Below are 24,398 nucleotides of genomic sequence, written 5' to 3'. Positions count from 1 at the left end.
CGTCGTAGGGGGGACTGTCCTCAATCGCCGGACGGGCCGAATGTCAGCCCTGCCCTGCGTGCCGCGCGCTGTGTCTTCGCGCGGCGCCAGCCCCTGAGGCGGTCGGTGTAGACCAACCCGTCCAAGTGGTCGCACTCGTGCTGTAGGCACCGCGCGAAGAAGCCGGTGGCCTCCACCCGCACCGGCGCCCCGTCCGACGTCACGCCCTCCACCACCGCGTGGTCATAGCGCTCCGTCCCGGCCTCCAGGCCCGGCAGCGAGAGGCAGCCCTCCGGGCCGCGCACCCTGACCCCGTCCGCCTCCACCAGCCGGGGGTTGACGATGTGTCCGAGGTGGCGGACGTCCTCGTCGTCCGGGCAGTCGTAGACGAACACCCGCAGAGGCATTCCCACCTGGTTCGCCGCCAGGCCCACGCCCTGCGCCGCGTACATCGTCGCGAACATGTCCTCGATGAGCTTGTTCAGCCCGGTGGAGAAGTCGCTGACGGTCTCGCACGGGGCGTGCAGCACCGGATCTCCGAACAGGCTCATGGCCCTCACGAGTCCGGAACTGCCGGGGATCGGCCGGTTTCGCATGGCCGCAAGCGTACGGTCCCGCGTGACCTCCACGTTTGGGGCGGTGCCGACGTACGGGCGTCAGACCGGACCTCGATAGGCTGGGCCGGACCGATGCAAGGAGGATCAAGGACGATGTCAGGCAACTCGGAGCCCCTGACGCCGCGCGCCAAGCTGGCCGTGACGGCAGGCAAGGCCGCGGCAGCGGTGTCGCGCGCCGCCGGACGCGGCAGCGGATCAGTGATCGGCGGCCGGGTCGCGCTCAAGCTCGACCCCGATCTGCTGGGGCGGCTGGCGCAGCACCTGGACGTCGTCCTCGTGTCGGCGACCAACGGCAAGACCACGACGACCCGGCTGATCGCCGAGGCTCTGCGGGCCAGCGGCCCTGTCGTCTCCAACGCGCTCGGCGCCAACATGCCCGCCGGCATCACTTCGGCACTGGCCGGCGGCTCCGACGCCAAGTTCGGTGTGATCGAGGTCGACGAGAAGTACCTGGCCGGCGTCGCCCGCGATGTGACCCCGAAGGCGATTGCGCTGCTCAACCTCTCGCGCGACCAGCTGGACCGCGCGGCCGAGACCCGGATGCTCGCCGAGAAGTGGCGCGAGGGCCTTGCCGGTACGAAGGCCATGGTCATCGCCAACGCCGACGACCCGCTGATCGTTTGGGCCGCGTCCTCTTCGCCCAATGTGGTGTGGGTGGCCGCCGGCCAGGAGTGGAAGGACGACGCCTGGTCCTGCCCGTCCTGCGGCGGTGTGATGCAGCGCCCCGGCGACGACTGGTTCTGCGGCGAGTGCGGCTTCCGCCGGCCCGCCCCGAGCTGGGTGCTCAGCGGCGACCACGTCCTGGACCCGCACGGATCGGCCTGGCCGATCCACCTGCAGCTGCCGGGCCGGGCCAACAAGGCGAACGCCGCGACCTCCGCCGCGGTCGCCGCCTGCTTCGGCGTGCCGCCGCAGGTCGCCCTGGAGCGCATGTACTCCGTGCAGGCCGTCGCCGGCCGCTATGACGTGGTCTCTTTCCTGAACCGCGATCTGCGCCTGCTGCTGGCGAAGAACCCGGCCGGCTGGCTCGAAACGTTCTCCCTGATCGACCCGCCGCCGACCCCGGTCATCCTGTCGGTCAACGCCCGTGGCGCCGACGGCACGGACACCTCGTGGCTCTGGGATGTCGACTACACCCGGCTCGCCGGCCACCCGATCCTCGTCATCGGCGACCGCAAGCTGGACCTCGCGGTCCGGCTCGAGGTCGCGGGCCTGGACTTCCGTGTGTGCGAGTCCGTCGACGAGGCGGTGCAGCTGGCCCCGCCCGGGCGGATCGAGGCGATCGCCAACTACACCGCCTTCCAGGACCTGCGCCGCCGCGTGGGCAACTGACCGCGGACCGAAAAGGACATGAGCATGAGCGACAACAGCCTGCGTCTGGTCTGGGTCTACCCGGACCTGCTCAGCACCTACGGCGACCAGGGAAACGCCCTCGTCATCGAGCGCCGGGCCCGGCAGCGCGGCCTGGACGTGATGCGTATGGACGTACGCAGCGACCAGCCGGTCCCCACCTCCGGCGACATCTATCTGATCGGCGGCGGCGAGGACCGGCCCCAGCGGCTGGCGGCCGAGCGGCTGCGCCGGGACGGCGGGCTCAGCCGGGCCGCGTCCAACGGCGCGATCATCTTCTCGGTCTGCGCCGGGTACCAGATCCTCGGCCACGAGTTCATCAACGACCTCGGCGAGCGTGAGCCGGGTCTCGGTCTGATCGACGTGGTCTCCACGCGCGGTGAGGGCGAGCGGTGCGTCGGCGACGTACTGGCCGACATCGACCCGCGGTTGGGGCTGCCGCAGCTGACGGGCTTCGAGAACCACCAGGGCATCACGCATCTCGGCCCGGCGGCCCGCCCGTTCGCGCGCACGATCCTCGGCCGGGGCAACGGCACGGGCGACGGAACCGAAGGCGCGTACAACGAGACGGTGTTCGGCACCTACATGCACGGTCCCGTGATGGCCCGCAACCCGCAGATCGCGGACCTGCTGCTGAAGCTGGCCCTCGATGTGAACGCGCTGCCGCCGACGGACGACCGGTGGTACGACTCGCTGCGCGCCGAGCGCATCTCAGCCGCGACGCAGCCCGCCTGAGAGCCGGACGCGTCCCATCACTCGGACGCCCGGTTCGGCCCCGTCACCCCGCGCCGGTAGGGTGGCGGGGATCGAACCGGACGACGTGGTCCGGAAGTCGGCCCACGTTGCAAAGGTACTTTCGGGCTATGCGCATTGGTGTGCTCACCTCCGGCGGCGACTGCCCCGGTCTGAACGCCGTCATCCGTTCCGTCGTGCACCGCGCCGTCGTCGACCACGGCGACGAGGTCATCGGCTTCCACGACGGCTGGAAGGGCCTTCTGGAGTGCGACTACCGCAAGCTCGACCTTGACGCGGTGGGCGGCATCCTGGCCCGGGGCGGCACGATTCTCGGCTCCTCCCGGGTCCAGCCGGCTCATCTGCGCGACGGTGTGGAGCGGGCTAAGGGGCATGTCGCCGAGCTGGGTCTCGACGCGATCATCCCGATCGGCGGCGAAGGCACCCTCAAGGCCGCCAATCTCCTCTCCGAGAGCGGGCTGCCGATCGTCGGCGTACCGAAGACCATCGACAACGACATCGCGTCGACCGACGTCACCTTCGGTTTCGACACCGCCGTCGGGGTCGCCACCGAGGCGCTCGACCGGCTGAAGACCACCGCCGAATCGCACCAGCGTGTGCTGATCGTCGAGGTCATGGGGCGGCACACCGGCTGGATCGCGCTGCACTCCGGTATGGCGGCGGGCGCGCACGCCATCGTCGTCCCGGAGCGGCCGTTCGACATCGGCGAGCTGACCGCGCGGGTCGGTGAGCGTTTCTCGGCGGGCAAGAAGTTCGCGATCGTCGTGGTCGCGGAGGGCGCCAAGCCGCGCGAGGGCTCGATGAAGTTCAACGAGGGCGGCAAGGACGTCTACGGACACGAGCGCTTCGCGGGCGTGGCCCAGCAGCTCTCCGTCGAACTGGAGGAGCGGCTCGGCAAGGAGGCTCGGGCGGTGATCCTCGGCCACGTCCAGCGCGGCGGTACCCCGACCGCGTACGACCGTGTGCTCGCCACCCGCTTCGGCTGGCATGCCGTGGAGGCCGCGCACCGCGGTGAGTTCGGCATGATGACGGCGCTGCGCGGCACGGACATCACGATGGTGCCGCTGGCCCAGGCCGTGGAGACGCTGAAGACCGTCCCGGCCGACCGGTACGCCGAGGCAGAGTGCGTGCTCTGAAATCGCACAACACAGAAACCGCGCACAACTGAACGAACTGCCCCCGGTCGCAGGCGCGACCGGGGGCAGTTCTACTCTGGTCCGGACAAGCGGACAACCCAGTACGAAACAGGAGCCGGCGGATGGATCACAGCGGGCACGGCATGACGATGGATCTGCCGCCGTTCACGCTGGGGCGGGGGCTCGAACTCTCACCGGACCCGTTCTTCCTCATCGGCTGTCTGCTCGGGCTCGGTCTGTACGGCTGGGGCGTGCTGCGGCTGCGCAGGCGCGGCGACAGCTGGCCGGTCAGCCGTACCGTCCTGTTCACCGTCGGCGTGCTGAGCGTGGCGCTGGTGATGTGCACCAAGCTCAATGACTACGGCATGGTCATGTTCAGCGTGCACATGGTGCAGCACATGGTGATCAGCATGATCTCCCCGATCTTGCTCCTGCTCGGCGCGCCGGTGACGCTGGCGCTGCGCGCGCTGCCGGTCGCCTCCCGCCGCGGCAGCAAGGGTCCGCGAGAGCTGCTGCTCGCCCTGCTGCACAGCCGCTACATGCGGATCGTCACGCACCCCGTATTCACGATCCCGCTCTTCATCGCGAGCCTGTACGCGCTCTACTTCACGCCGCTGTTCGATTTCCTGATGGAGTCCAAGACCGGGCATGTGGCGATGATGGTGCACTTCCTCGCGGTCGGGATGGTGTTCTTCTGGCCGATCATGGGCGTGGACCCGGGGCCGCAGCGGCCCGGCTATGTGATGCGGATGCTGGAGCTCTTCGCGGGCATGCCGTTCCACGCCTTCTTCGGCATCGCGCTCATGATGGCGACCGAGCCGATGATCAAGGCGTACGAGAATCCGCCGGCCTCGCTCGGCATCGACGCGCTCGCCGATCAGAACGCGGCCGGCGGCATCGCCTGGGCGTTCAGCGAGATCCCTTCCGTGCTGGTGCTGGTCGCGCTGGTCTTCCAGTGGTACCGCTCCGAGCAGCGGGAGGCGAGGCGCATGGACCGTGCCGCGGACCGGGACGGCGACAAGGATCTCGCGGCGTACAACGCGTATCTCGCCTCGCTCCAAGCACGCGGACAGTAGCGGGGCAGTAGCGCGAGGCCCTACTCACGGGTGACGATGAGTCCGACGGCCGTGGCCGTCGGAGGAGGGCGCGCATGTCCGGATCCACGAAGGCGATGGGAGTGCTCACCGTCGGGACCCTGGTGGTCGTGACGGCCTACACGGCGGCACTCGGAAGCAATGGCTGGCTCTGGTTCGGCTGGGTGGTTCTCGGCCTGGTGACGATCGGGGTGATCGCTTCACGCGGCAACTGACGCGGCGTACCGGGCAGGCGGCTCCGAGCGAAGCGGTGCGGGCAAGGCGCCGCGCGGCCGGGCAGCGCGTACGGGCGAGGCGTTTCGCCCGTACGGCTCCTTCGTCAGCCGATTGCCGCGACGCGGACTCGGTCCCGCTCCTGGATGTGCTCCGGCGCGGCCGGGTCCGGGTCCCGCCGCAGCGGCGTGTCCGGCGGCAGGGGCTTGAACGCACGCGTGGGCAGCATCGGCACAGGCGCGAACCGCAGGATGTGCTGGACTTCCTTGACGCGCCTGGAGAACCAGATCACCTTGCCGGTGGCGGTGCCGCATGTACCCCAGCTGTCACTGAGGTGCGCAACGGTGGCGAGCCCGCCCTTCGTCGGGGAGGAAGTGGTCACCCGCGGCATCCGGCGGTCCTTGTCCGCCACGGACGCGATCAGGTGCCTTCCCGTCCAGCGCACCTCGACCACGCATGTCTTGTCGCCCTCGACGTGCTGGACGACGTTGCCGACGAGTTCGTCGACAGCGCGGCAGACCGGTGTGATGTGGTGCTCGAGGCTCCAGTACCGAAGGTGCGCTGACAGAATGCGCCGGATCTGGGGAATCCGCTCTGTGGATGCCTGCACTTCCAAGGTGTAGCGGCAGGCGGTCGTGACGTGCATGACCGTTGCTCCTCACCGCGACCTGGTCACCTCTTCGGCTGCGGACCCCCGAGTGCGAAGAGTGAGCGCATGTCGCTTCTGGGTCACACACCAGAGTGACCGGGGGTCTCCAAGACCGCAACACGTCGCCCGTCCGGCGCAAACCGGGCGCCCCGGTATCGGCGGGTTCAGGAGCTGAGTGAGCGTGCCCTCATCGGCATCCTGGGCACCTGATGGCCGCCGCTGGCGATCATCCGTACCTCCCCCCGGTCGCTGATCTCCGCGCGTACGATTCCCGTTTCGTCCTCGTAGATCGGATATCCGCCCGCTCCCGCCTTGTCGGTGCGCCGGACGATCACGACGTCGTCCTCCACGGCGGGCGCCTGAAATATCAACTCGTAGCTTTCTGGGTATTCCATGGGAGCCTCCCGACTCCTTCCATCGTCGGCCACGCGCGCCGAGTCGGCGCGCCCGGCAGCCCGCATCGACCGGGTATCCCGATGTGCGGGTGGCCCGGCGGGTAGGACACTGGGGATATGGCTACAAAGGCAGTCCTTGAGGGTGGTCCGGACGACCTGCACGAGCGGATCGTTCCGATCACCCCTCCCGGACAAGAGCTGAAGATTCCGCACCGTGGCGGGTACGAGCACTTCAAGATCACTTCGCGGCATCAGGACAGCCCGGAGGGACGTCTGCCTGTCTACGAGTGGTGGGAACGGACCGAGATCGCCGAGTGACCTCAACCGCCGCCGTCCCCGAGAGCGGCCGGGCGGCGGCGGGCAGGGGCCAGTGAGCGACCGCGGGGCAGGGCGTCCTGCCACGGGTCGCTGTCCAGGCGGTCCGTGACGGTCTTCATCGTCCAGCGGCCGACGTCGAGGTCCGGATCGTCGACCTCCGGCGGTGGCGGCCGAGGCCGCGTCGGTCCTGCCGCTGCGACCGCCCCTCCAGGGAACGGCTGCCGTCCGGCCGGATTCAGGTGAGGGGCTCAGGTGCCGGGACCGGCCCTGGCAGCGGGCCCGGGTGGGGTCGCGGCTCCGGGGGTGGCCGCCGGCGCGGGTGGGTCCGGGGCCGGGCGCGGGTGTCGGGCTGGGCGGTACCGGATCGTTCGGAGGTGTGCTCACCGGCCTGTCCCCCCGAGCCTGCCGATCGAATCTGCCGTTCCTTCCTGCCGGGCGAGTGCCCAGGCCGCCGTCGGCTAACGGCGGCGGCGCGGGTGCCCGCCCGACCATTGACGGGGCCTTCGCACGGTTCACCGGCCACGACCGGGGGCCTGCTGGGCGCGGGGCTGCTCCACGAGGCCGTGCGCCCGCCTGCGCTGCCGGCGGCGGCCGCGTACGTGATGAGGCACCGCGGCCGGCTTCGGCGTCGCCCCGCACGCCCACCCTCGCGCGCCCGCCCTCTCCCCCACGCGGCGCGTCAGGACGCCTGACTTGCCGTCAGGAGGGTCGGCATCGAGTCAGGATATGTCTGATCGCAGACGCTTACACGTGGCGATACCTGCACCTACACTGATCCCTCCCGGCATCCCCGATGACCTGGCACAACGTGGCCCGGGAGCAGGCCCTGCGGAGTGAGGAGCGCCCCCCGTGTTCTACTACGTGCTCAAATACGTCATTCTGGGGCCGCTGTTGCGGTTGCTGTTCCGGCCCAGGATCGAGGGACTCGAGCACATCCCGGCCGAGGGCGCGGCGATCGTCGCCGGCAACCATCTGTCGTTCTCCGACCACTTTCTGATGCCGGCGATCATCAAACGGCGCATCACCTTCCTGGCGAAAGCTGAGTACTTCACCGGGCCGGGGCTCAGGGGCAGGCTGACCGCGGCGTTCTTCCGCAGCGCCGGGCAGATCCCGGTGGACCGCTCCGGCAAGGAGGCGGGGAAGGCGGCGATCCGCGAGGGGCTCGGCGTGCTGGGCAAGGGCGAGCTGCTGGGTATCTATCCCGAAGGCACACGCTCGCACGACGGCAGGCTCTACAAGGGCAAGGTCGGTGTCGCCGTTATGGCGATCAGGGCGCAGGCCCCGGTGGTGCCGTGCGCGATGGTCGGGACGTTCGAGATCCAGCCGCCCGGACAGGTCCTGCCGAAGATCAAGAGAGTCACCGTGCGGTTCGGGGAGCCGCTGGACTTCTCGCGGTTCGCGGGCATGGAGAACGAGAAGGCGGCGATCCGGGCCGTCACCGACGAGATCATGTACGCGATTCTCGAGCTGTCCGGCCAGGAGTACGTGGACCGCTACGCAGCCGACGTCAAGGCGGAGCTGGAGCAGCCGAAGAGGTTCCCGCGACGCAGAAGCTGAGAGCGGATCGCGCTGTACCTGGACGACTGGTTCGACTACGCGGCGGAGGACTCCTGGCTGAACGGGACGCGGTGAGCCGGTCCGGACGCGAAGGAGGGGCGGCCGTGACCGGCCGCCCCTCCCCCGTACCGCTGTGTCTTACGGCTTCGGCGTGGCGTGCGGAGCGCACGTCACATCGCTGCTGTCCAGCTTGCCGCTGAGCAGGTAGGCGTCCACCCGCTCGTTGACGCACGGGTTGACCAGGCCGGTCACACCGTGCGAGCCGGCGTCCTTCTCGGTGATCAGACGCGAGCCCTTGAGCCGCTTGTGCAGCTCGACGGCGCCCTCGAAGGGAGTGGCGGCGTCACGGGTCGCCTGAACGATCAGCACCGGCGGCAGCCCCTTGCCCGACTTCACGTACAGCGGGGTCTGCTGCTTGGACGACCAGGTGGCGCACGGAAGGTTCATCCAGGCATTCGCCCACGTCATGAAGGGGTAGTCCTTGTGGAGCCGGGTGTTGTCCCGGTCCCACTTCCGCCAGCTGGTCGGCCACTTGGCGTCCGCGCACTCGACGGCCGTGTAGACGGCGTTGCCGTTCTCCGAGGCGATGTTGCCCTTGGTGTCGGACAGGTCGGGCGCCGCGGCGTCGACCAGTGCCTGGGTGTCACCGGCGAGGTACTTGCTCCAGGTCTGGGCGACGGGCACCCAGGAGGAGTCGTAGTACGGCGCGCTCTGGAAGAAGCCGATGAGCTCCGCCGGTCCGACGACCCCGCCGAGCGGGGCCTTCTTGGCGGTGGCCCGCAGCTTCAGCCACTGCTGCTCGACCTTCTCGGGGGTGTCCCCGATGTGGAAGGCCGCGTCGTTCTTGGCGACCCAGGCCTTCCAGTCGTCCCAGCGCATCTGGAAGGCGACGTCCTGGTCGAGGTTGGCCTCGTACCAGATCTTCTCCCGCGAGGGGTTGACCACGCTGTCGACGATCATCCGGCGGACATGGCCGGGGAAGAGCGTCGCGTAGACCGCGCCGATGTACGTGCCGTAGGAGACGCCCAGGAAGTTGAGCTTCTTCTCACCGAGGGCGGCCCGGACGACGTCCAGGTCGCGCGCGGTGTTCGGCGTGGTCATGTGCGGCAGCATCCAGCCGCTGCGCTCCGCGCACCCGTCCGCGTACTCCGCGGCGAGCTTGCGCTGGGCGCGCTTGTCGGCCTCACTGTCGGGCACCGGATCGGCCTTCGGCGCCTTGACGAACTCCTGCGGGTCGACACAGGAGATCGGCGTCGAGTGCCCGACACCCCGCGGGTCGAAGCCCACGAAGTCGTAAGCCTTGGCGGTGTTGGCCCAGAGCGGGTTCTTGTTCGTGACCCGGGTCGGGAAGCGCATGCCCGAGCCGCCGGGGCCGCCCGGGTTGTAGATGAGGGCGCCCTGGCGATCCGCCTGGGAGCCGGTGTTGCCGATCCGGTCGACGGCAATCTTGATCTGCTTGCCGTTCGGCCGCGCATAGTCGAGCGGAACGCTCACCCAGCCGCACTGGATGGGCTTGGCGATCCCCCAGTCCGCCGGACAGTCCGTCCAGTCGATGCCCTTCTTGGCGGCCCGCTCGGCGGCGACCTGAACGCCGCGTGCCTCGGACCAACCACTGTGGCTGCCCTCGGCACTTGCCGCCGGAGCCGCGATCGCACCCGCTATGAGGGTGCCCGCGACCAGAGTGCCGGCCGAGCCGAGCACTGCTGTGCGTCTCACGTAGAACTCCCCCTTCTGTTCTGTTGTCTGGTCTCCGGGGGATCCTTTCGTCTGCGGGGCTGCCGCGACCAGGCCGTACTGGTGTTCTTTACCGAACCAATAACCGGTGTGAGGTGTCCCGCTGAGCGGTGTTGTCAGCCGGGCAGTTGGGCCTGTAGCACCTCATCGAGTACGCGCCGCAGTTGGCGGGCGTCCGGTGCGACGGCAGTGACCAGAAAGGCCGGACCGGCGAGCGGCGTGAGGGCCGCGGTCCCGCCGAGCAGCTGCGGCTCGGCCGGCTTGTCCTCGAACTCCGGGTCCACGACGAGGAGTTGGCCCACCGCCCGGTGACCGGCGAGGACCGCGGCGCCGTCCCAGCCGCCGGGTGCGCCGGGGCCGTAGCCGAGCTCCTGGTCGAGCAGAGGCCGTCCGGCGCGGTGGACGGTGAGGCGGGTGGCGAGGGTGCCGGACTGTTCGCCGTACCGGCCCAGGATCTGCTCCTCGCGCAGCACCAGCCGGGCAGTGGGGGCCAGTTCGACCCGCGTACGCATGCGCAGATCGCTGCCGTACGCGGAGATGAGCTGCTCCGGCAGCCAGTGCAGCTCGGCGTTCTCACCGACCGTCAGCCGCACGTCGTAGTGGGCCTGTTCGGGAGTCGGGCCGGGCAACGCGATGGTCGCGGCGGCGGAGTCGACGAGTAGTCGCGCCCCCTCCCCCGCGTCCGCCTCGATGGCGAGCCGGTCGCCGCCGAGCGGTGCGCTCATCGCGCCGACGACGGTGACGCGGGTGTACGGGCCCGTGGCACGGGTGCGGCGCACGGCGAGCGGCCCGTCGCTCATCAGCACCGGCAGGCCGTCGCGGGTGGCGACGATACGGGCGGTGGCCTGGATGCTCATGCGGTCCAGGCGGCGAACTGTGCGCGCACCCAGTCGGCGACCGGGCCGACGCCCTCGTCACCCTTCAACGAGGTGAAGGCGACGGGGAGTTCGCCGCGCTGTTCCTTGGCGTCGCGAGCCATGCGCTGCAGATCGGAACCGACGTGGGGCGCGAGGTCGGTCTTGTTGATGACGAGGAGGTCCGCTGTGGTGACGCCGGGGCCTCCCTTGCGCGGGATGTCGTCGCCGCCCGCGACGTCGATGACGAAGATCTGGGCGTCGACGAGGCCCTTGGAGAAGGTCGCGGTGAGATTGTCGCCGCCGGACTCCACGAGGATCAGATCGAGCGGGCCGACGCTCTCCTCCAGATCCTCGACGGCTTCGAGATTGGCGGAGATGTCGTCGCGGATGGCGGTGTGCGGGCAGGCGCCGGTCTCGACGGCCTGGATTCGCTCGGGCGGCAGTACGGCGTGACGGAGGAGGAATTCTGCGTCCTCGCGGGTGTAGATGTCGTTGGTGACGACGGCGATGGACAGCTGGTCTCGCAGTTCGCCGCAGAGCGCGGCGACGGTGGCGGTCTTGCCGGAGCCGACGGGTCCGCCGAGGCCGATGCGCAGGGCGCGCCGGTTGCCGTCGGGGCGCACGGCGTCGGCGCTGACCGCGGCAGGACCGTCGTGTGCGTGGTCGAGGTGCATGTGCGGCTCCTTGATGTCTTACGAGGCGAAGAGGCGGACGGGCCAGGCGGCATGGGCCTCAGCCGTGATGTCGAGCAGCGGCGCGGATGCGGCGGGCAGCGCGTCGATTCCGTCGCGCGCGGCGCGTGCCGCCCGTTCGGCGACCTGGTCGAGCTCGGGAGCGAGGCGGGCGAGGACGGCGGTGGCCTCGAAGGGGTCCAGGCTGAGGAGGCGTACGGCGGCGGTCGCCGGGCCGCTGACCGTCTCGTACGCCGCACAGTGCGCGGCGTCCTCTGGGCCGAGCCCGGCGGACCGGGCGGCGAGCCCGAGGACGATCGGCTGATGGGCGCCGCGCGGGCGGGCGGCGGCCAGCGCGTCGAGTTCGGTGCTGGGCCAGGTGGAGCGGGCGGCGCGCATCAGCTGCCGGCCGAGCTTGCGGGCGGTGGCCCGCAACGCGGGCGAGGGGGTACGGGCGTCGGCCGCTTCGTCCAGCTCCAGCGGGTCGAGGCCCAGGGCGGCCGCGGCGGCGAGCGCCGCCGAGGTGAGGCCGGTGGTGTGCAGCCGCCCCCGGCAGAACTCCGCCAGGTCCCGGGCATCGCGGATCCGCCCCGCCTTGACGGCCGGTTCGGCGCCGCCGGAGTGGGCGTGGCCACCGGCGGGAAACCGGCCGTCGGCGAGGACCAGCAGGGCTGCCCTACTCATCGTGGCTCATCAGAAGAGGAAGTAACGCTGGGCCATGGGGAGTTCGGCGGCGGGTGCCGGTTCGACCGGCACGCCGTCGATTCTCACCGTGAAGGTGTCGGCGTCGACCTCGACTCGCGGCCGGGCGTCGTTCTCCCGCATATCGGCCTTGGTGACATGCCGGGTGCTGGTGATCGGCGTGAACTTCTTGGCCAGGCCGAGGCGTTCGGGAAGTCCGTCCTCGATCGCCGCCTCGGCGACGAAGTTGACCGAACTCACCGACGCTGCCCGCCCCAGCGCACCGAACATCGGCCGCGGCATGACGGGCTGCGGTGTCGGGATGGAGGCGTTGGCGTCGCCCATCTGCGCGTATGCGATCTGCCCGCCCTTGATGACGAGAAGCGGCTTGACACCGAAGAACGCCGGGTCCCACAGCACCAGGTCGGCGAGCTTGCCGGTCTCCACCGAGCCGATCTCATGGTCGAGGCCCTGCGCGAGCGCGGGGTTGATGGTGTATTTGGCGACATAGCGACGTGCGCGGTGGTTGTCGGCTCGGCCGTCCCCGGGCAGTGCGCCCCGGCGCTTCTTCATCACATGCGCGGTCTGCCAGGTACGCATGATCACTTCACCGACGCGGCCCATGGCCTGGGAGTCGGACGAGATGATCGAGATGGCACCCAGGTCGTGCAGTATGTCCTCGGCCGCGATGGTCGAGGGCCGGATCCGCGACTCGGCGAAGGCGAGGTCCTCGGGCACGGACGGGTTCAGGTGGTGGCAGACCATCAGCATGTCGAGGTGTTCCTCGATGGTGTTGACGGTGTGCGGCCGGGTCGGGTTGGTGGAGCTGGGCAGGACATACGGCTCGGAGACGACGGTGATGATGTCCGGTGCGTGCCCGCCGCCCGCGCCCTCGGTGTGGTACGCGTGGATCGTGCGGCCCGCGATGGCGGCGAGGGTGTCGCCGACGAAGCCCGCCTCGTTCAGCGTGTCCGTGTGGATGGCGAGCTGCGCGCCGGTCTCTTCGCAGACGGTCAGGCAGGCGTCGATGACGGCGGGCGTCGCGCCCCAGTCCTCGTGGATCTTGAACCCGAGCGCCCCGCCGCGCAGTTGGGAGTGCATGGCCTCGCGGGACATCGTGTTGCCCTTGCCGAGCAGTCCGATGTTGACGGGCAGGGAGTCCATCGCCTCGAACATCCGGGCAAGGTGCCACGGTCCGGGCGTGATGGTGGTGGCCTTGGTGCCTTCGGCCGGCCCGGTGCCGCCGCCGACGAGGGTGGTGACGCCGGTCGCGAGGGCTTGGTCGATGATCGTCGGCGAGATGAAATGGACGTGCGCGTCGATCGCGCCCGCGGTGACGAGCTTCCCGTTGCCGGCGATGATCTCGGTCTCGGGGCCGATGACGAGGCCGGGGTGGACGCCGTCCATCGTGTCGGGGTTGCCGGCCTTGCCGATGCCCGCGATCCGGCCGTCGCGGATGCCGATGTCGGCCTTGACGATGCCCCAGTGGTCGATGATGACCACACCGGTGACCACCGTGTCGGGTGCGCCTTCGGCACGAGTCGTACGGGACTGGCCCATGGACTCGCGGATCACCTTGCCGCCGCCGAACACGGCCTCGTCGCCCGCGAGTCCGGGTCCGCCGGAGCGGTCCTCCTCGATCTCGACGAAGAGGTCGGTGTCGGCGAGGCGGATCCGGTCGCCGGTGGTCGGGCCGAAGAGGTCGGCATAGACGGCACGGTTGAGTTCAGGCATCGAGCGGACCTCCGGTCTCTCCCCGCAGCCCGGCGATGACGCGCAGTCCGGTGAAGGGGACGAGTTCGACGTCGACGGGGATACCGGGCTCGAAGCGCACGGCGGTGCCCGCCGCGATGTTCAGCCGCAGGCCGCGGGCGGCCGCGCGGTCGAAGTCCAGACCGGGGTTCGCCTCGGCGAAGTGGTAGTGGGAGCCGACCTGGACGGGGCGGTCGGCGGCGTTGACGACGGTGAGGCGGGTGACTTCGCGGCCCTCATTGAGCGGAACGCGACCGTCCGCGTAGAGGATCTCTCCGGGGATCATCGGCGGCCCTCCCCCTCAGTCGATCGGGTCGTGGACGGTGACGAGCTTGGTGCCGTCCGGGAAGGTCGCCTCGACCTGGACGTCGTGGATCATCTCGGGGACGCCTTCCATGACGTCCGCGCGGGTGAGCACCTTGCGGCCGGACGCCATGAGCTCGGCGACGGTGCGTCCGTCCCTGGCGCCCTCGAGGATGTGCGAGGTGATGAGGGCGACGGACTCGGGGTGGTTCAGCTTCACGCCTCGCCCACGGCGCTTCTGCGCGACGTCGGCAGCCACATGGATGAGCAGTCTTTCCTGCTCGTGCGGGGAGAGTTGCACGCGTCCACCTCACAGTCGTCCGGCCCGGGCCCGCCTGGGCGCAGCGGGCTCCAGGTCATGTCAACGCGTCGTTGACCTGTAGGCGAGCACCTCGCGGGCAGGGGTTGAACGGTAAGGCGGAATCTTTTCCGGCGCGTTAACTGATCTTTGTATCCCCCATGGACGCAATTCCCATGGACGAATCCCCCATCGACATCAGCGCCCGCAGTCCGTCCTCCCGGACATCGACCTGGACATCACCGATGAGTGCCTGCTGGGCGGCCTGCCGCCGCGACCGCCCAGCTGGAGGAGTGCGTCGAGCAGCGGGAGGGAGCCTTCGACGTTCACCGCTACGACGACGAGGCCACCGCCCGCACCGCCATCGAGCAACGGGCCGTATACGGAGCGGTGGTCGTCACCGGCCGGGGCCCGCAGCTGCTGACCGCCTCGGCGGCCGGCCCCGTCGTCGCTGGGGCGCGTCGGGGCGGACGGCCTGCCATGGCCGCGGAACGCCGGGAAGGCACTCCCGTACCGGCCGGCTGATCCCGGCGGGACGCCTGGTCAGTCGCGGCGGTCGGGGCGGCGGTGCTCGGCCGCCAGACCGAAGCGTCCCTGTTCGCCTGAAGCGGATGCGACCGAGCCGAGCGAGGACACCGAGCTGATCACCTGCCCCTCGGCATCCTCCTGCTCCGCCTCGAGTCGCTCCAGGTCAGCGGCCGACACCAGCGCCACGAGCGGCTTCCCGTGCCGGGTCACGACGACGCGCTCCCCGCCGTAGACAACGCGGTTGATCAGTTCGGCGAGCTCTGCGCGGGCTTGCGTCACCGGAATCTCGTAAGCCATGCTCCCCATCATAACGGCCTGTACGTCCTGTACATTTTTTACAGAGCCCTCAGAGCCATCTGTGCGAGGAGAGGTACGTCATGAACCGCCCTGCCCGCCCTGCCGCCCGCTACGTCCTGCCGCAGTTCACCGAGCGCGCCGGCACCGGATCGCGCACCCTCGATCCGTACTCCAAGCTGCTCGGCGAGCGGATCATCTTCCTGGGCACCGCCGTCGACGACACCGCGGCCAATGATGTGATCGCGCAGTTCCTGTACCTCGAGTACGACGCGCCGGACCGGGACATCTCCCTCTACATCAACTCTCCCGGTGGCTCGCTGAGCGCCATGTCCGCGATCTACGACACGATGCAGGTGGTCACCTGCGACGTGGAGACGACCTGTCTGGGGCAGGCCGCATCGACCGCCGCCCTGCTGCTCGCCGCCGGCGCGCCTGGCAAGCGGATGGCGCTGCCCGGCGCCCGGATCGTCCTCCAGCAGCCCGCGTTCGAGGAGCCGTTGCAGGGCCAGCCGTCCGATCTGGAGATCCAGGCGCGGGAGTTGCTGCGGCTGCGCGCCCAACTCGCCGGGATGCTCGTACGCCACACCGGCCACAGTCCGGAGCGGATCGCCGCCGATCTGGAGCGCGACAAGATCTTCGAAGCGCAGGACGCCAAGGCCTACGGACTGGTCGACCACGTGATCAAGAACCGCAAGACGTCGCTCTCCGCCTCCGGTTCCAGGTGAGCGCCCGATGCTACTACCCGAGCTGCCGCCGCTTCCGGCACTGACCCGCGCCGAGTGCGAGTTCATCGACAGCTATCTCGAAGTACTCGACCTGCTGGGACGGATCAATCCGGCCCGCTCGACGCACACCTACGGAGCGCTGCGTGCGGCGCAGGCGCTGGTCGGCCGGGCCACCGCGCTCAAGGACGCACTGACGGTGATGCATATGCGCGGCGAGAACGAGGTCCATGCGGCGACCCTCGCCGAGGCGCTCAGGGTTCTCGACGGCGAACGCAGGGCGCGCCGGGTGACGATGCCGCCCGTGTCGATGAGTTGACGCATTCGCCGCTTCCGTCCACCGCCATTGGGGTACCGGCAGCCATCCTCCATTCGATGTATTCCCGGTCCCCTCAACTACTGCGGACAACTTGCGCTCCCCGACTACCGATTTGACGGAATGACCTGTTCCGCTGCTGGTGCGGGAGTCCTCAGGTGTCCGCCGCCGGGCCCCGCAACAACTCTGTCCACCCGAACAGATCAGTGGTGTCGAAGCTCACAAACCGTCATTTCGGCTCGGAAATCCGGCATGGTGTGGGTCAAGATCCCTGGGACGACAAGCCCCCGCCAACCACGGCGGGGCGGTCCGGGCGGACGCCGAGTCCTGCCGCCGCTCCGGATGACTGGTCGACAGAAGTGCACCGGCAGGAGTGGAGGACCCAATCAGCACGGGACATCCGGCAAGTCCGGTGGTCCCTCGGGGTGAAGCCGCGTTCCGCGGCCGGGCATCTTCGTCCGTCCGAACCCGACAGGTCATCCTTCACAGGCGGCTGACGAAGGGTTGCGCATGGCTGCGCAGATTCACGGCCCGATTTTGCTGACCCGGGCGGGTGCCGTATCGGCCCTGACCCTCGCCGCCCTCGGCGGCTCACTGCTGGTGCCCGGCGCCGCTTCCGAGGCGCACGCGGCTACGGCCCACGCCAACAAGGCACTTCAGGTGGCCTCTTCGAAGAAGGGAGCGCCGTACAAGTACGGCGCGTCGGGTCCATCCCGGTTCGACTGCTCGGGGCTGACGCGTTATTCGTACAAGAAGGCGGGCAAAAAGCTCCCACGCACCGCCCAGCAGCAGTTCAACAAGACCCGCCGCGTCTCGGCCTCCTCGCGCCAGCGAGGAGATCTGGTCTTCTTCCACTCCGGCAACAGCGTCTACCACGTGGGGATCTACGCCGGCAGCGGCAAGATCTGGCACTCGCCCAAGACCGGCTCCTGGGTCAAGCTCGAGAAGATCTGGAGCAAGCGCGTCTGGTACGGCCGGGTGCGCTGACGGCCCGGTGGCGCACCGGACACGCTCCCGGTGCGCCACACCGCGTCAGTGCGCCAGCGGCTCGGCCAGCAGGGTCACGCCCAGCGCGGTGAGTGCCCCGCCGGTGACGCCTTCCACGGCGCGGGTGGTGCGCGGGCGCCGCAGCCATGTCCCGAGCCGGTCCACCAGCAGTGCAACCGCCGGGAACCAGAGCAGCGCCAGTACGACGACGATCGTGGCGAGCAGCAAGGTGCGCGGCAGCACCGGTGCACCATCCGGCACGAACTGCGGAAGCAGGCTGAGGAAGAGGACCGGCGCCTTCGGATTGAGGACGTTGGTCAGAAAGCCCTGCCGCAGACTGCGGCCGACGCCGTCGGCCGCGTCGCCCTCCGGGTCCGGCCCGGCGGGCGCCGGACGCAGCGCGCCGCGCACCGCCTGTACCCCCAGGTAGAGCACATAGGCGCCGCCCAGGATCTGCAGCGTGCGGAACAGCACCGGCACCGCGACCAGGACCGCCGCGAGCCCCGCCACCGCGAGCGCGGTGTGCACGAGCAGTCCCCCGGCGACCCCGGCGGCGCAGGCCACGCCGGCGCGCCGGGAGGCGAGGGCGTTGCGCACGACAACGGTGAAATCCGCGCCCGGCATGGCGACCATGCCCACGGCGACCCCGGTGAAGGCGACGAGTTGTGTGTCCATGGCAGCCATCCTGGACCGGAGGAGGCATTAGCATGTACTTGCAATCCTCTGGGTCTGCCCAAAGCAATGCTTAAGGTGTGGCATGTACGACCCGACACGGCTGGCGGCGCTGGTGGCGGTGGCCGAGGCCGGTTCGATCACCCGGGCCGCGGCCCGTCTGGGCTACACCGCGCCCGCGCTCTCCCAGCAACTGGCCAAGCTGGAGCGCGAGGCGGGGGCGGCGCTGCTGGTCCGCCACCACCGAGGCGCGCGGCTCACGGCCGCGGGCGAGCTGCTGGCGACGCGGGCACGCCGGGTGCTGGACGAGATGGAGCAGGCTCGGCACGAGCTGGCGCGGCTGGCGGGTCTGTCCGGCGGGCGGCTGCGCGTGGGCACGTTCACGACGGTCGGCATCCACCTGCTGCCGCCGGTGCTGAGCGCGTTTCGCCGCGCGCATCCGGATGTGGAGCTCACCGTCACGGAGTACGAACCGCCGGGCGGGGTCCTGGCGGTGGCGGCCGGCGATGTGGATCTGGCGCTGACCCATGCGTACGAACCGGCCGAACCGGCGCAGCTGCCCGCGGGTGTGGTGCTGGATCCGCTGCTGGTGGAGGAGCTGGTCCTGGTCACGGCGCCCGGCCATGCGCTCGCGGGTGGCTCGGGGCGGCTGCCGGTGGCCGAGCTGGCCGGCCAGCCGCTGATCAGCAGCGCTCCCACGCATCCGCCGCGCAAGGGGGTCGAGGGGGCCTTGGCGCAGGCCGGGGCGACCCCGGCGGTGGTCTGCGAGTCGCCGGGCTATGCGCTGGTGTGCGCGCTGGTCAGCGCGGGGCTCGGGGTGGCGGTGGTGCCGGAGATGGTCGCTGCGACGACCGCGACGCCACTCGGCGTACGGCAGTTGGAGCCGGCCGCGTTCCGGCGGACGATCTCGGTGGCGCACCGCGGCGAGGAGTCGGGCCCGGCTGCCGAATCACTGCGGGCTCTGCTGCGCGGCGCGTTCGGCCGCGCGGGAAACTGACCGCCGGGCGGATATCAGCTCTTCACCGGGGCGGTCCACGGCAGGACGATCCAGACGGTCTTGCCGCCCTCCGGGGTCGGGGTGACGGAGAGCTGTCCGCCGTACTCCGCGGTGAGGCTGCGGATGATGACCATGCCGCGGCCGTTGTCCTGGCGGACGGCGGCGGGCAGCCGCTGTGGCCAGCGGGGGTGGCTGTCGGTGACGCCGATGCGCAGTTCCTCGTCCCGCTCGAGACGCAGGTCCACGGTGAAGGTGGGCGACTGGCCGAAGGTGTGCTGGACGGCGTTGGTGGCGAGTTCGGAGACGATCAGCCGGACGGTGTCGACGGCTTCGGTCTCGACGGGCAGGCCCCACTCGGAGACGACGTCGGTGGCGTATCTCCGGGCGGCGGAGACCGAGGCTGGGGCGCTCGGCAGAGTGACGGAGGCTTCCTGATGGTCTGCCATGGCGACGCTGTCCCTTTCCCACCGGGGCCGGGCTCCGACTCGTAGCGGATGAATGCGAGGACGGCCACGGATTGCGCTTCGCGCCAGAGTGCCACCTATCGTGCTGTCGAGGGCGGCGATCCACCGAGATGTGCATATATCTGTCGCTCAAAGCGGTGAACTCTGCTACGCGAGACCGTATTTGGGCGGCACACTCACCAATTGGTCACGTGCGGGAAGGAGCGGGAGATGCGGCACGGTCCCGCGGTGCGCCGTCGCAAGCTCGGCGAGGAGCTGCGGAGGCTGCGCCTGGAGGCGGGCCTCACCAGCCGGGACGCCGGGCGGCTGGCAGGCTGGCACCAGTCGAAGGTGAGCCGGATCGAGACCGGCGCCAGCGGGGTCAAGGCGGCCGATGTGACCCTGCTGCTGGACGTGTACGGCGTCGGTGATCCTCAACTGCGCGCGCTGCTCGAGACCTTGGCAGGCGCGGCGGACGGTGCGGGCAGCGGCTGGTGGCATGCGTTCCGCGGGCTGATCCCGCCCGGGTACCGGGACTTCATCAGTCTGGAGGCCAATGCCTGCGCGGCGCGCACGCTGGAGACCTCGGTGGTGCCGGGCCTGCTGCAAACGCCCGACTACGCACATGCGGTGACGCGCGCGGCGCTGGAGGAGCTGCCTGCCGAGACCGTCAACTCACTGGTGGAGGTGCGGATCGCCCGCCAGTCGGTGCTGCGCGCGGAGCGGCCGCTCAAGCTGAGTGCGGTGCTCGACGAGGCGGCGCTGCGGCGCGAGGTGGGCGGCTGCCGGGTGATGCGGGAGCAACTGCGGCAGCTGGCGGAGACGGCACAACTGCCCCATGTGCGGCTCCAGGTACTGCCGTTCTCGGTCGGCGGCTACGTAGGACTCACGGGCCCTTTCGTTATCTTCTCCTTTCCGAGCACTTCTGATCTGGATGTGGTTGTTCTCGACCACTTGACGAGTAGCCTCTACCTCGAGCGGAAAGAAGACCTTGAGGTGTACAGCGCCGCCTTCCACACGATGCAGAAGCGCGCTCTGTCACCAGCGGACTCATTGGATCTCATCGCACGGATCAGTGACGGCGCATAGGAGGCACCCCCCACATGTCCGATCGCCTCGCACAGGACTCACTACGGTGGCGGCGCAGCAGCCGCAGCACGGGAATGAACAACTGCGTCGAGGCGGCCCGGCTGCCCGACGACACGCTCGCGGTAAGGGACTCCAAGAACATCGCGCGGCAGGCCCTGCGTTTCTCCCCGCAGGCCTGGTCCCGCTTTCTGACCGCGGTCCACGAGGAAACCGTCGGTTGACCGTCGGCTGACGGTCACCCGACCGGCGCGGTCCCGGTGATCGTGGCGATCGCCGCCTCGATCTGCTGATCCGTGAGGTCTGCCCTCGCCGTGAGCCTGATCCGGGAGATGCCGTCCGGCACCGACGGAGGGCGGAAACAACCCACGACGAGCCCGGCGGCCCGGCAGTCCGCGGCCCAGCGCAGCGCGGACTCCGGAGACGGCGCCCGTACGGAGACGACGGCGGCGTCCGGTCGTGCGGCGGTCAGGCCCGCGTCCGTGAGGCGGCGGTGCAGGGTCGAGGCGACCGTGCGGGCGCGCTCGGCCAGCGCCGGTTCGCGGCCGATCAGTCGCAGGCTCGCCAGCGCGGCTCCCGCTGCGGCGGGCGCCAGACCCGTGTCGAAGATGAACGTACGGGCGGTGTTGACCAGATGGTCGATCACCCGGGCCGGGCCGAGGACCGCTCCGCCCTGGCTGCCCAGGGACTTGGAGAGGGTGAGCGTGGCGACGACGCCCGCGCCGCCCGCGATGCCCGCGGCGTTCAGGGATCCGCGCCCGCCGTCGCCCAGTACGCCGAGACCGTGCGCGTCGTCGACGAGCAGCGCGGCGCCGTGCTCGCCGCACGCCTCCGCGAGGTCCGCCAGCGGAGCGGCATCGCCGTCCACCGAGAAGACCGAGTCGGTGACCGCGAGGGCGCGCCGCCCGGGGTCCGCGTCGAGCGTTTTGCGTACGGCGTCGACGTCGGCGTGCGGGACGACCACGGTCTCGGCGCGCGAGAGCCGGCAGCCGTCCACGATCGAGGCGTGGTTGCCCGCGTCGGAGACGATCAGCGAGCCGCGGCCGCTCAGCGCGGTCACGGCGGCGAGGTTCGCGGCATAGCCGGAGGACAGCACCAGGGCGGCCTCGAATCCGCAGAAGGCGGCAAGCTCCCGCTCCAGCTCGGCGTGGAGCGCTGTGCTGCCCGTGACCAGCCGGGAGCCGGTGGCCCCCGCGCCCCAGCGGCGGGCGGCCTCGGCCGCCGCGCCGGTGATCTCCGGTCGGCGGGTGAGTCCCAGGTAGTCGTTGCCGGCGAGATCCAGCAGCTCGGAGTCGGCGGTGCGCGGCCGGAGCGTACGCACGAGGCCCGCGCGCTCACGGCGGCGCGACTCGTCGTCGATCCAGTCGAAAGGATCCTGGGGCATGGTGGTCCGGTCCTTTTGTAGGCAGCGCACAGACCCTAGCCGGGGTCACCGGAGGAGCGGATGTGGCCATGCACACACCTCAAACATGCTCTGTTGTGGGGTTCCTCCTTGGCCACGACGTGTGCCGTACGTCAGGATCTGCGCCATGGACCTGCTGAACACGCTGGTGGAGAAGGGGCTGCGGCGCGAGCTGCCGACCCGTGAAGAAGCGCTCGCCGTGCTGGCGACCTCCGACGACGATCTGCTCGAAGTGGTGGCCGCGGCCGGCAAGGTGCGCCGCCAGTGGTTCGGTCGACGGGTGAAGCTGAACTATCTCGTCAACCTGAAGTCGGGGCTGTGCCCCGAGGACTGCTCGTACTGCTCCCAGCGGCTCGGCTCCAAGGCCGAGATCCTCAAGTACACCTGGCTGAAGCCCGACGAGGCCTCGCAGGCGGCCGCGGCCGGGGTGGCGGGCGGCGCCAAGCGGGTCTGCCTGGTGGCCAGCGGCCGCGGCCCGACCGACCGCGACGTCGACCGGGTCTCCAAGACGATCGAGGCGATCAAGGAGCAGAACGAGGACGTCGAGGTCTGCGCCTGTCTCGGGCTGCTCTCGGGTGGGCAGGCGGAGCGGCTGCGGGCCGCCGGCGCCGACGCGTACAACCACAACCTCAATACGTCCGAGGGGACGTACGGGGACATCACGACCACTCACACGTACGCCGATCGGGTGGACACCGTGCACCAGGCGCAGGCCGCGGGTCTCTCCGCGTGCTCCGGGCTGATCGCGGGCATGGGCGAGAGCGACGACGACCTGGTCGACGTCGTCTTCTCGCTGCGCGAGCTCGACCCGGACTCGGTGCCGGTGAACTTCCTGATCCCGTTCGAGGGCACGCCGCTCGCCAAGGAGTGGAACCTCACCCCGCAGCGCGCGCTGCGCATCCTGGCCATGGTCCGGTTCGTCTGCCCGGACGTGGAGGTACGGCTCGCGGGCGGGCGCGAGGTACATCTGCGCTCGATGCAGCCGCTCGCGCTGCACCTGGCCAACTCGATCTTCCTCGGCGACTACCTCACCAGCGAGGGGCAGGCCGGGCAGGCCGACCTCGACATGATCGCGGACGCTGGGTTCGAGGTGGAGGGCGCGGGCACGACGACGCTGCCGGAACACCGTACGGACGCGGCGGCCCCGGGCGGCTGCGGTTCGCACTCCGGCGGGTGCGCGCCGTGCGGTGACAGCGAGCCCGCCGCCGAGGCGCCCACGGCGGATGTGCCCGCCGCCCGTACGGATCTGGTCTCGGTACGCCGCCGTGGCGCCGGCACCGATCTGGCGCCCAATGCCTGAGTCCGGTCTGGGTCCCGGCGAGCTGCTGGCCCTGGACCGGGCGCATGTCTGGCATCCGTACGGCCCCATGCCGGGGCGGAATGATCCGCTGATCGTCGAGTCGGCTGCCGGGGTACGGCTGCGGCTGGCCGAACCGGTGCACGGGCAGCGCGAGTTGATCGACGGCATGTCGTCCTGGTGGTCGGCAATCCACGGCTACAACCACCCGGTGCTCAACGAGGCGGCGCACAGCCAGCTGGGGCGGATGAGCCATGTGATGTTCGGCGGGCTCACGCACGAGCCCGCCGTCCGGCTGGCGGCCCGGCTGGTCGAGATCACGCCCGAGCCGCTGCAGCATGTCTTCCTCTGCGATTCGGGCTCGGTCTCGGTCGAGGTCGCGGTGAAGATGTGCCTGCAGTACTGGCGCTCGGTGGGGCGGCCGGCCAAGCAGCGGCTGCTGACATGGCGGGGCGGGTACCACGGGGACACCTGGCAGCCGATGTCGGTGTGCGATCCCGAGGGCGGGATGCACGAGCTGTGGTCGGGCGTGCTGCCGCGCCAGGTCTTCGTGGACGCGCCGCCGGCCGGGTTCGAGGAGTCGTACGCACAGCGGCTGCGCGATGCCGTCGCGCGGCACGCGGACGAGCTGGCCGCGGTGATCGTGGAGCCCGTGGTGCAGGGAGCGGGCGGGATGCGGTTCCACTCCCCCGAGTATCTGCGGGTGCTGCGGGAGGCGTGCGACGAGCACGGCGTGCTGCTGATCTTCGACGAGATCGCGACGGGGTTCGGCCGTACGGGCGCGCTGTTCGCGGCTGAGCTCGCGGGGGTCTCACCGGATGTGATGTGCCTGGGCAAGGCGCTGGCCGGCGGCTATCTCACGATGGCGGCGACGCTGTGCACCTCGCGGGTGGCGGACGGCATCTCCCGGGGCGAGGTGCCGGTTCTGGCGCACGGACCGACGTTCATGGGCAACCCGCTGGCGTCGGCGGTGGCCTGCGCCTCGATCGATCTGCTGCTCGGCCAGGACTGGCAGCAGGAGGTCAAGCGGATCGAGGCCGCACTGGCGGAGGGGCTGGCGCCGGCGCGCGGGCTGCCGGGCGTGAAGGACGTACGAGTGCTCGGCGCGATCGGCGTCGTACAGCTGGACCACGCGGTGGACATGGCGGCGGCGACGGAGGCGGCGGTGCGCGAGGGGGTGTGGCTGCGGCCCTTCAGGGACCTGATCTACACCATGCCGCCGTTTGTGTCGGCCGACGAGGACGTCGCCCGGATAGTGCGGGCGGTGTGCGCGGCGGCGTCGTCCGGGTGAGCC

The 24,398-nt window shown here is 70.3% G+C and carries 29 protein-coding genes, 1 pseudogene and 1 riboswitch; of the genes and pseudogenes, 16 read left to right on the top strand and 14 right to left on the bottom strand.

The annotated features are described in order from the left end of the window. Positions 1 to 20: 20 nt before the first annotated feature. Positions 21 to 575: a peptide deformylase gene (gene def, locus ACFYWY_RS10230; RefSeq protein WP_389182672.1), complete on the bottom strand. Its 555-nt coding sequence runs from the start codon at positions 573 to 575 to the stop codon at positions 21 to 23. Positions 576 to 689: 114 nt separating this feature from the next. On the opposite strand from def, the gene ACFYWY_RS10225 reads away from it, so the two are divergent. The 5 genes from ACFYWY_RS10225 (at position 690) to ACFYWY_RS10205 (ending at position 5,144) form a co-directional block, all read left to right on the top strand. Further along, a complete protein-coding gene (locus tag ACFYWY_RS10225; protein WP_389182669.1) occupies positions 690 to 1,928 on the top strand; it encodes a MurT ligase domain-containing protein in 1,239 nt (412 codons plus the stop codon). Positions 1,929 to 1,952: 24 nt separating this feature from the next. After that, on the top strand, positions 1,953 to 2,681 hold the full coding sequence (locus tag ACFYWY_RS10220; protein WP_389182667.1) for a type 1 glutamine amidotransferase: 729 nt from the start codon (positions 1,953 to 1,955) through the stop codon (positions 2,679 to 2,681). A 128-nt stretch (positions 2,682 to 2,809) separates the two neighbouring features. Continuing rightward, positions 2,810 to 3,835, top strand: a complete 1,026-nt coding sequence (locus tag ACFYWY_RS10215; RefSeq protein WP_389182664.1) for a 6-phosphofructokinase — start codon at positions 2,810 to 2,812, stop codon at positions 3,833 to 3,835. Positions 3,836 to 3,957: 122 nt separating this feature from the next. After that, the gene (locus tag ACFYWY_RS10210) at positions 3,958 to 4,911 is read left to right on the top strand and encodes a cytochrome c oxidase assembly protein (RefSeq protein WP_389182661.1); all 954 of its coding nucleotides are present in this window, start codon (positions 3,958 to 3,960) and stop codon (positions 4,909 to 4,911) included. A 74-nt stretch (positions 4,912 to 4,985) separates the two neighbouring features. Then, positions 4,986 to 5,144: a hypothetical protein gene (locus ACFYWY_RS10205; RefSeq protein WP_266488210.1), complete on the top strand. Its 159-nt coding sequence runs from the start codon at positions 4,986 to 4,988 to the stop codon at positions 5,142 to 5,144. 104 nt (positions 5,145 to 5,248) lie between these two features. Here ACFYWY_RS10205 and ACFYWY_RS10200 read toward each other — a convergent pair whose 3' ends face one another. Beyond that, entirely contained in the window at positions 5,249 to 5,788 is a 540-nt protein-coding gene (locus ACFYWY_RS10200; RefSeq protein ID WP_389182658.1) for an ATP-binding protein, read from the bottom strand. Positions 5,789 to 5,955: 167 nt separating this feature from the next. After that, complete coding sequence (locus tag ACFYWY_RS10195; RefSeq protein ID WP_389182655.1) at positions 5,956 to 6,186, bottom strand: DUF6296 family protein; 231 nt, start codon at positions 6,184 to 6,186, stop codon at positions 5,956 to 5,958. A gap of 117 nt (positions 6,187 to 6,303) precedes the next feature. Between ACFYWY_RS10195 and ACFYWY_RS10190 the strand changes: the two genes are divergently transcribed. Together ACFYWY_RS10190 and ACFYWY_RS10185 are read left to right on the top strand one after the other, a co-directional pair. Further along, positions 6,304 to 6,504 (top strand): DUF5988 family protein, encoded by a 201-nt coding sequence (locus ACFYWY_RS10190; protein ID WP_389182652.1) that lies wholly within the window; start codon positions 6,304 to 6,306, stop codon positions 6,502 to 6,504. A gap of 849 nt (positions 6,505 to 7,353) precedes the next feature. Further along, positions 7,354 to 8,061: a lysophospholipid acyltransferase family protein gene (locus ACFYWY_RS10185; protein ID WP_389182649.1), complete on the top strand. Its 708-nt coding sequence runs from the start codon at positions 7,354 to 7,356 to the stop codon at positions 8,059 to 8,061. 138 nt (positions 8,062 to 8,199) lie between these two features. Here the strand turns inward: ACFYWY_RS10185 and ACFYWY_RS10180 are convergent, their stop codons facing one another. The 7 genes from ACFYWY_RS10180 to ACFYWY_RS10150 all read right to left on the bottom strand — a co-directional run bounded on the left by ACFYWY_RS10180 (position 8,200) and on the right by ACFYWY_RS10150 (position 14,360). After that, on the bottom strand, positions 8,200 to 9,777 hold the full coding sequence (locus ACFYWY_RS10180; RefSeq protein ID WP_389182646.1) for an alpha/beta hydrolase: 1,578 nt from the start codon (positions 9,775 to 9,777) through the stop codon (positions 8,200 to 8,202). Between the two features lie 134 nt (positions 9,778 to 9,911). Beyond that, positions 9,912 to 10,652: an urease accessory protein UreD gene (locus tag ACFYWY_RS10175; protein ID WP_389182643.1), complete on the bottom strand. Its 741-nt coding sequence runs from the start codon at positions 10,650 to 10,652 to the stop codon at positions 9,912 to 9,914. Then, positions 10,649 to 11,326 carry an urease accessory protein UreG gene (ureG, locus tag ACFYWY_RS10170; protein ID WP_389182640.1) on the bottom strand — a complete coding sequence of 226 codons (678 nt, stop codon included), beginning with the start codon at positions 11,324 to 11,326 and terminating at the stop codon, positions 10,649 to 10,651. Before ureG ends, ACFYWY_RS10175 begins: the two co-directional genes overlap by 4 nt. 18 nt (positions 11,327 to 11,344) lie before the next feature. Next, a complete protein-coding gene (locus tag ACFYWY_RS10165) occupies positions 11,345 to 12,007 on the bottom strand; it encodes an urease accessory protein UreF (RefSeq protein ID WP_389182637.1) in 663 nt (220 codons plus the stop codon). 9 nt (positions 12,008 to 12,016) lie between these two features. Further along, positions 12,017 to 13,738: an urease subunit alpha gene (locus ACFYWY_RS10160; RefSeq protein WP_389182635.1), complete on the bottom strand. Its 1,722-nt coding sequence runs from the start codon at positions 13,736 to 13,738 to the stop codon at positions 12,017 to 12,019. Next, positions 13,731 to 14,042 carry an urease subunit beta gene (locus ACFYWY_RS10155; RefSeq protein WP_389182632.1) on the bottom strand — a complete coding sequence of 104 codons (312 nt, stop codon included), beginning with the start codon at positions 14,040 to 14,042 and terminating at the stop codon, positions 13,731 to 13,733. The genes ACFYWY_RS10160 and ACFYWY_RS10155 overlap by 8 nt, the downstream gene beginning before the upstream one ends. Positions 14,043 to 14,057: 15 nt before the next feature. Continuing rightward, complete coding sequence (locus ACFYWY_RS10150) at positions 14,058 to 14,360, bottom strand: urease subunit gamma (protein WP_389182629.1); 303 nt, start codon at positions 14,358 to 14,360, stop codon at positions 14,058 to 14,060. Between the two features lie 261 nt (positions 14,361 to 14,621). Here ACFYWY_RS10150 and ACFYWY_RS10145 point away from each other — a divergent pair. After that, positions 14,622 to 14,861: pseudogene (locus tag ACFYWY_RS10145) on the top strand (ABC transporter permease); the annotation flags it as partial. Between the two features lie 39 nt (positions 14,862 to 14,900). On the opposite strand, the gene ACFYWY_RS10140 reads toward ACFYWY_RS10145, so the two are convergent. After that, positions 14,901 to 15,182: a type II toxin-antitoxin system Phd/YefM family antitoxin gene (locus tag ACFYWY_RS10140; protein ID WP_389182626.1), complete on the bottom strand. Its 282-nt coding sequence runs from the start codon at positions 15,180 to 15,182 to the stop codon at positions 14,901 to 14,903. Between the two features lie 80 nt (positions 15,183 to 15,262). On the opposite strand from ACFYWY_RS10140, the gene ACFYWY_RS10135 reads away from it, so the two are divergent. The 3 genes from ACFYWY_RS10135 (at position 15,263) to ACFYWY_RS10125 (ending at position 17,207) form a co-directional block, all read left to right on the top strand. Continuing rightward, entirely contained in the window at positions 15,263 to 15,907 is a 645-nt protein-coding gene (locus ACFYWY_RS10135) for an ATP-dependent Clp protease proteolytic subunit (RefSeq protein ID WP_389182623.1), read from the top strand. A gap of 7 nt (positions 15,908 to 15,914) precedes the next feature. After that, positions 15,915 to 16,223 carry a hypothetical protein gene (locus ACFYWY_RS10130; RefSeq protein WP_389182620.1) on the top strand — a complete coding sequence of 103 codons (309 nt, stop codon included), beginning with the start codon at positions 15,915 to 15,917 and terminating at the stop codon, positions 16,221 to 16,223. A 318-nt stretch (positions 16,224 to 16,541) separates the two neighbouring features. Next, positions 16,542 to 16,727: riboswitch (cyclic di-AMP (ydaO/yuaA leader) on the top strand. 3 nt (positions 16,728 to 16,730) lie between these two features. Further along, entirely contained in the window at positions 16,731 to 17,207 is a 477-nt protein-coding gene (locus tag ACFYWY_RS10125) for a C40 family peptidase (RefSeq protein WP_389182617.1), read from the top strand. A 45-nt stretch (positions 17,208 to 17,252) separates the two neighbouring features. Here ACFYWY_RS10125 and ACFYWY_RS10120 read toward each other — a convergent pair whose 3' ends face one another. Continuing rightward, the gene (locus tag ACFYWY_RS10120; protein WP_389182614.1) at positions 17,253 to 17,882 is read right to left on the bottom strand and encodes a LysE family translocator; all 630 of its coding nucleotides are present in this window, start codon (positions 17,880 to 17,882) and stop codon (positions 17,253 to 17,255) included. 82 nt (positions 17,883 to 17,964) lie between these two features. Between ACFYWY_RS10120 and ACFYWY_RS10115 the strand changes: the two genes are divergently transcribed. Next, positions 17,965 to 18,876 (top strand): LysR family transcriptional regulator, encoded by a 912-nt coding sequence (locus ACFYWY_RS10115; RefSeq protein WP_389182611.1) that lies wholly within the window; start codon positions 17,965 to 17,967, stop codon positions 18,874 to 18,876. A 14-nt stretch (positions 18,877 to 18,890) separates the two neighbouring features. On the opposite strand, the gene ACFYWY_RS10110 is transcribed toward ACFYWY_RS10115, so the two are convergent. Continuing rightward, positions 18,891 to 19,322, bottom strand: coding sequence for an ATP-binding protein (locus ACFYWY_RS10110; RefSeq protein ID WP_389182608.1), 432 nt, complete (start codon positions 19,320 to 19,322; stop codon positions 18,891 to 18,893). Positions 19,323 to 19,550: 228 nt separating this feature from the next. Between ACFYWY_RS10110 and ACFYWY_RS10105 the strand changes: the two genes are divergently transcribed. Together ACFYWY_RS10105 and ACFYWY_RS10100 are read left to right on the top strand one after the other, a co-directional pair. Continuing rightward, a complete protein-coding gene (locus ACFYWY_RS10105; protein ID WP_389182605.1) occupies positions 19,551 to 20,408 on the top strand; it encodes a helix-turn-helix domain-containing protein in 858 nt (285 codons plus the stop codon). A 14-nt stretch (positions 20,409 to 20,422) separates the two neighbouring features. After that, positions 20,423 to 20,629: a DUF397 domain-containing protein gene (locus tag ACFYWY_RS10100; RefSeq protein ID WP_389182602.1), complete on the top strand. Its 207-nt coding sequence runs from the start codon at positions 20,423 to 20,425 to the stop codon at positions 20,627 to 20,629. A gap of 14 nt (positions 20,630 to 20,643) precedes the next feature. Here the strand turns inward: ACFYWY_RS10100 and ACFYWY_RS10095 are convergent, their stop codons facing one another. After that, positions 20,644 to 21,789, bottom strand: a complete 1,146-nt coding sequence (locus ACFYWY_RS10095; protein ID WP_389182599.1) for an 8-amino-7-oxononanoate synthase — start codon at positions 21,787 to 21,789, stop codon at positions 20,644 to 20,646. A gap of 145 nt (positions 21,790 to 21,934) precedes the next feature. On the opposite strand from ACFYWY_RS10095, the gene bioB reads away from it, so the two are divergent. Further along, on the top strand, positions 21,935 to 23,107 hold the full coding sequence (bioB, locus tag ACFYWY_RS10090) for a biotin synthase BioB (protein ID WP_389182596.1): 1,173 nt from the start codon (positions 21,935 to 21,937) through the stop codon (positions 23,105 to 23,107). Continuing rightward, positions 23,100 to 24,395, top strand: a complete 1,296-nt coding sequence (locus ACFYWY_RS10085; RefSeq protein ID WP_389182593.1) for an adenosylmethionine--8-amino-7-oxononanoate transaminase — start codon at positions 23,100 to 23,102, stop codon at positions 24,393 to 24,395. The genes bioB and ACFYWY_RS10085 overlap by 8 nt, the downstream gene beginning before the upstream one ends. The last annotated feature ends 3 nt before the right edge of the window (positions 24,396 to 24,398 follow it).

Origin of the sequence: Streptomyces sp. NPDC002870 (assembly GCF_042888505.1) — a bacterium.
Taxonomy (GTDB): Bacteria; Actinomycetota; Actinomycetes; order Streptomycetales; family Streptomycetaceae; genus Streptomyces.
The sequence above is the reverse complement of the archived record's forward strand: the minus strand, read 5'-3'. Positions and strand labels throughout refer to the sequence as shown.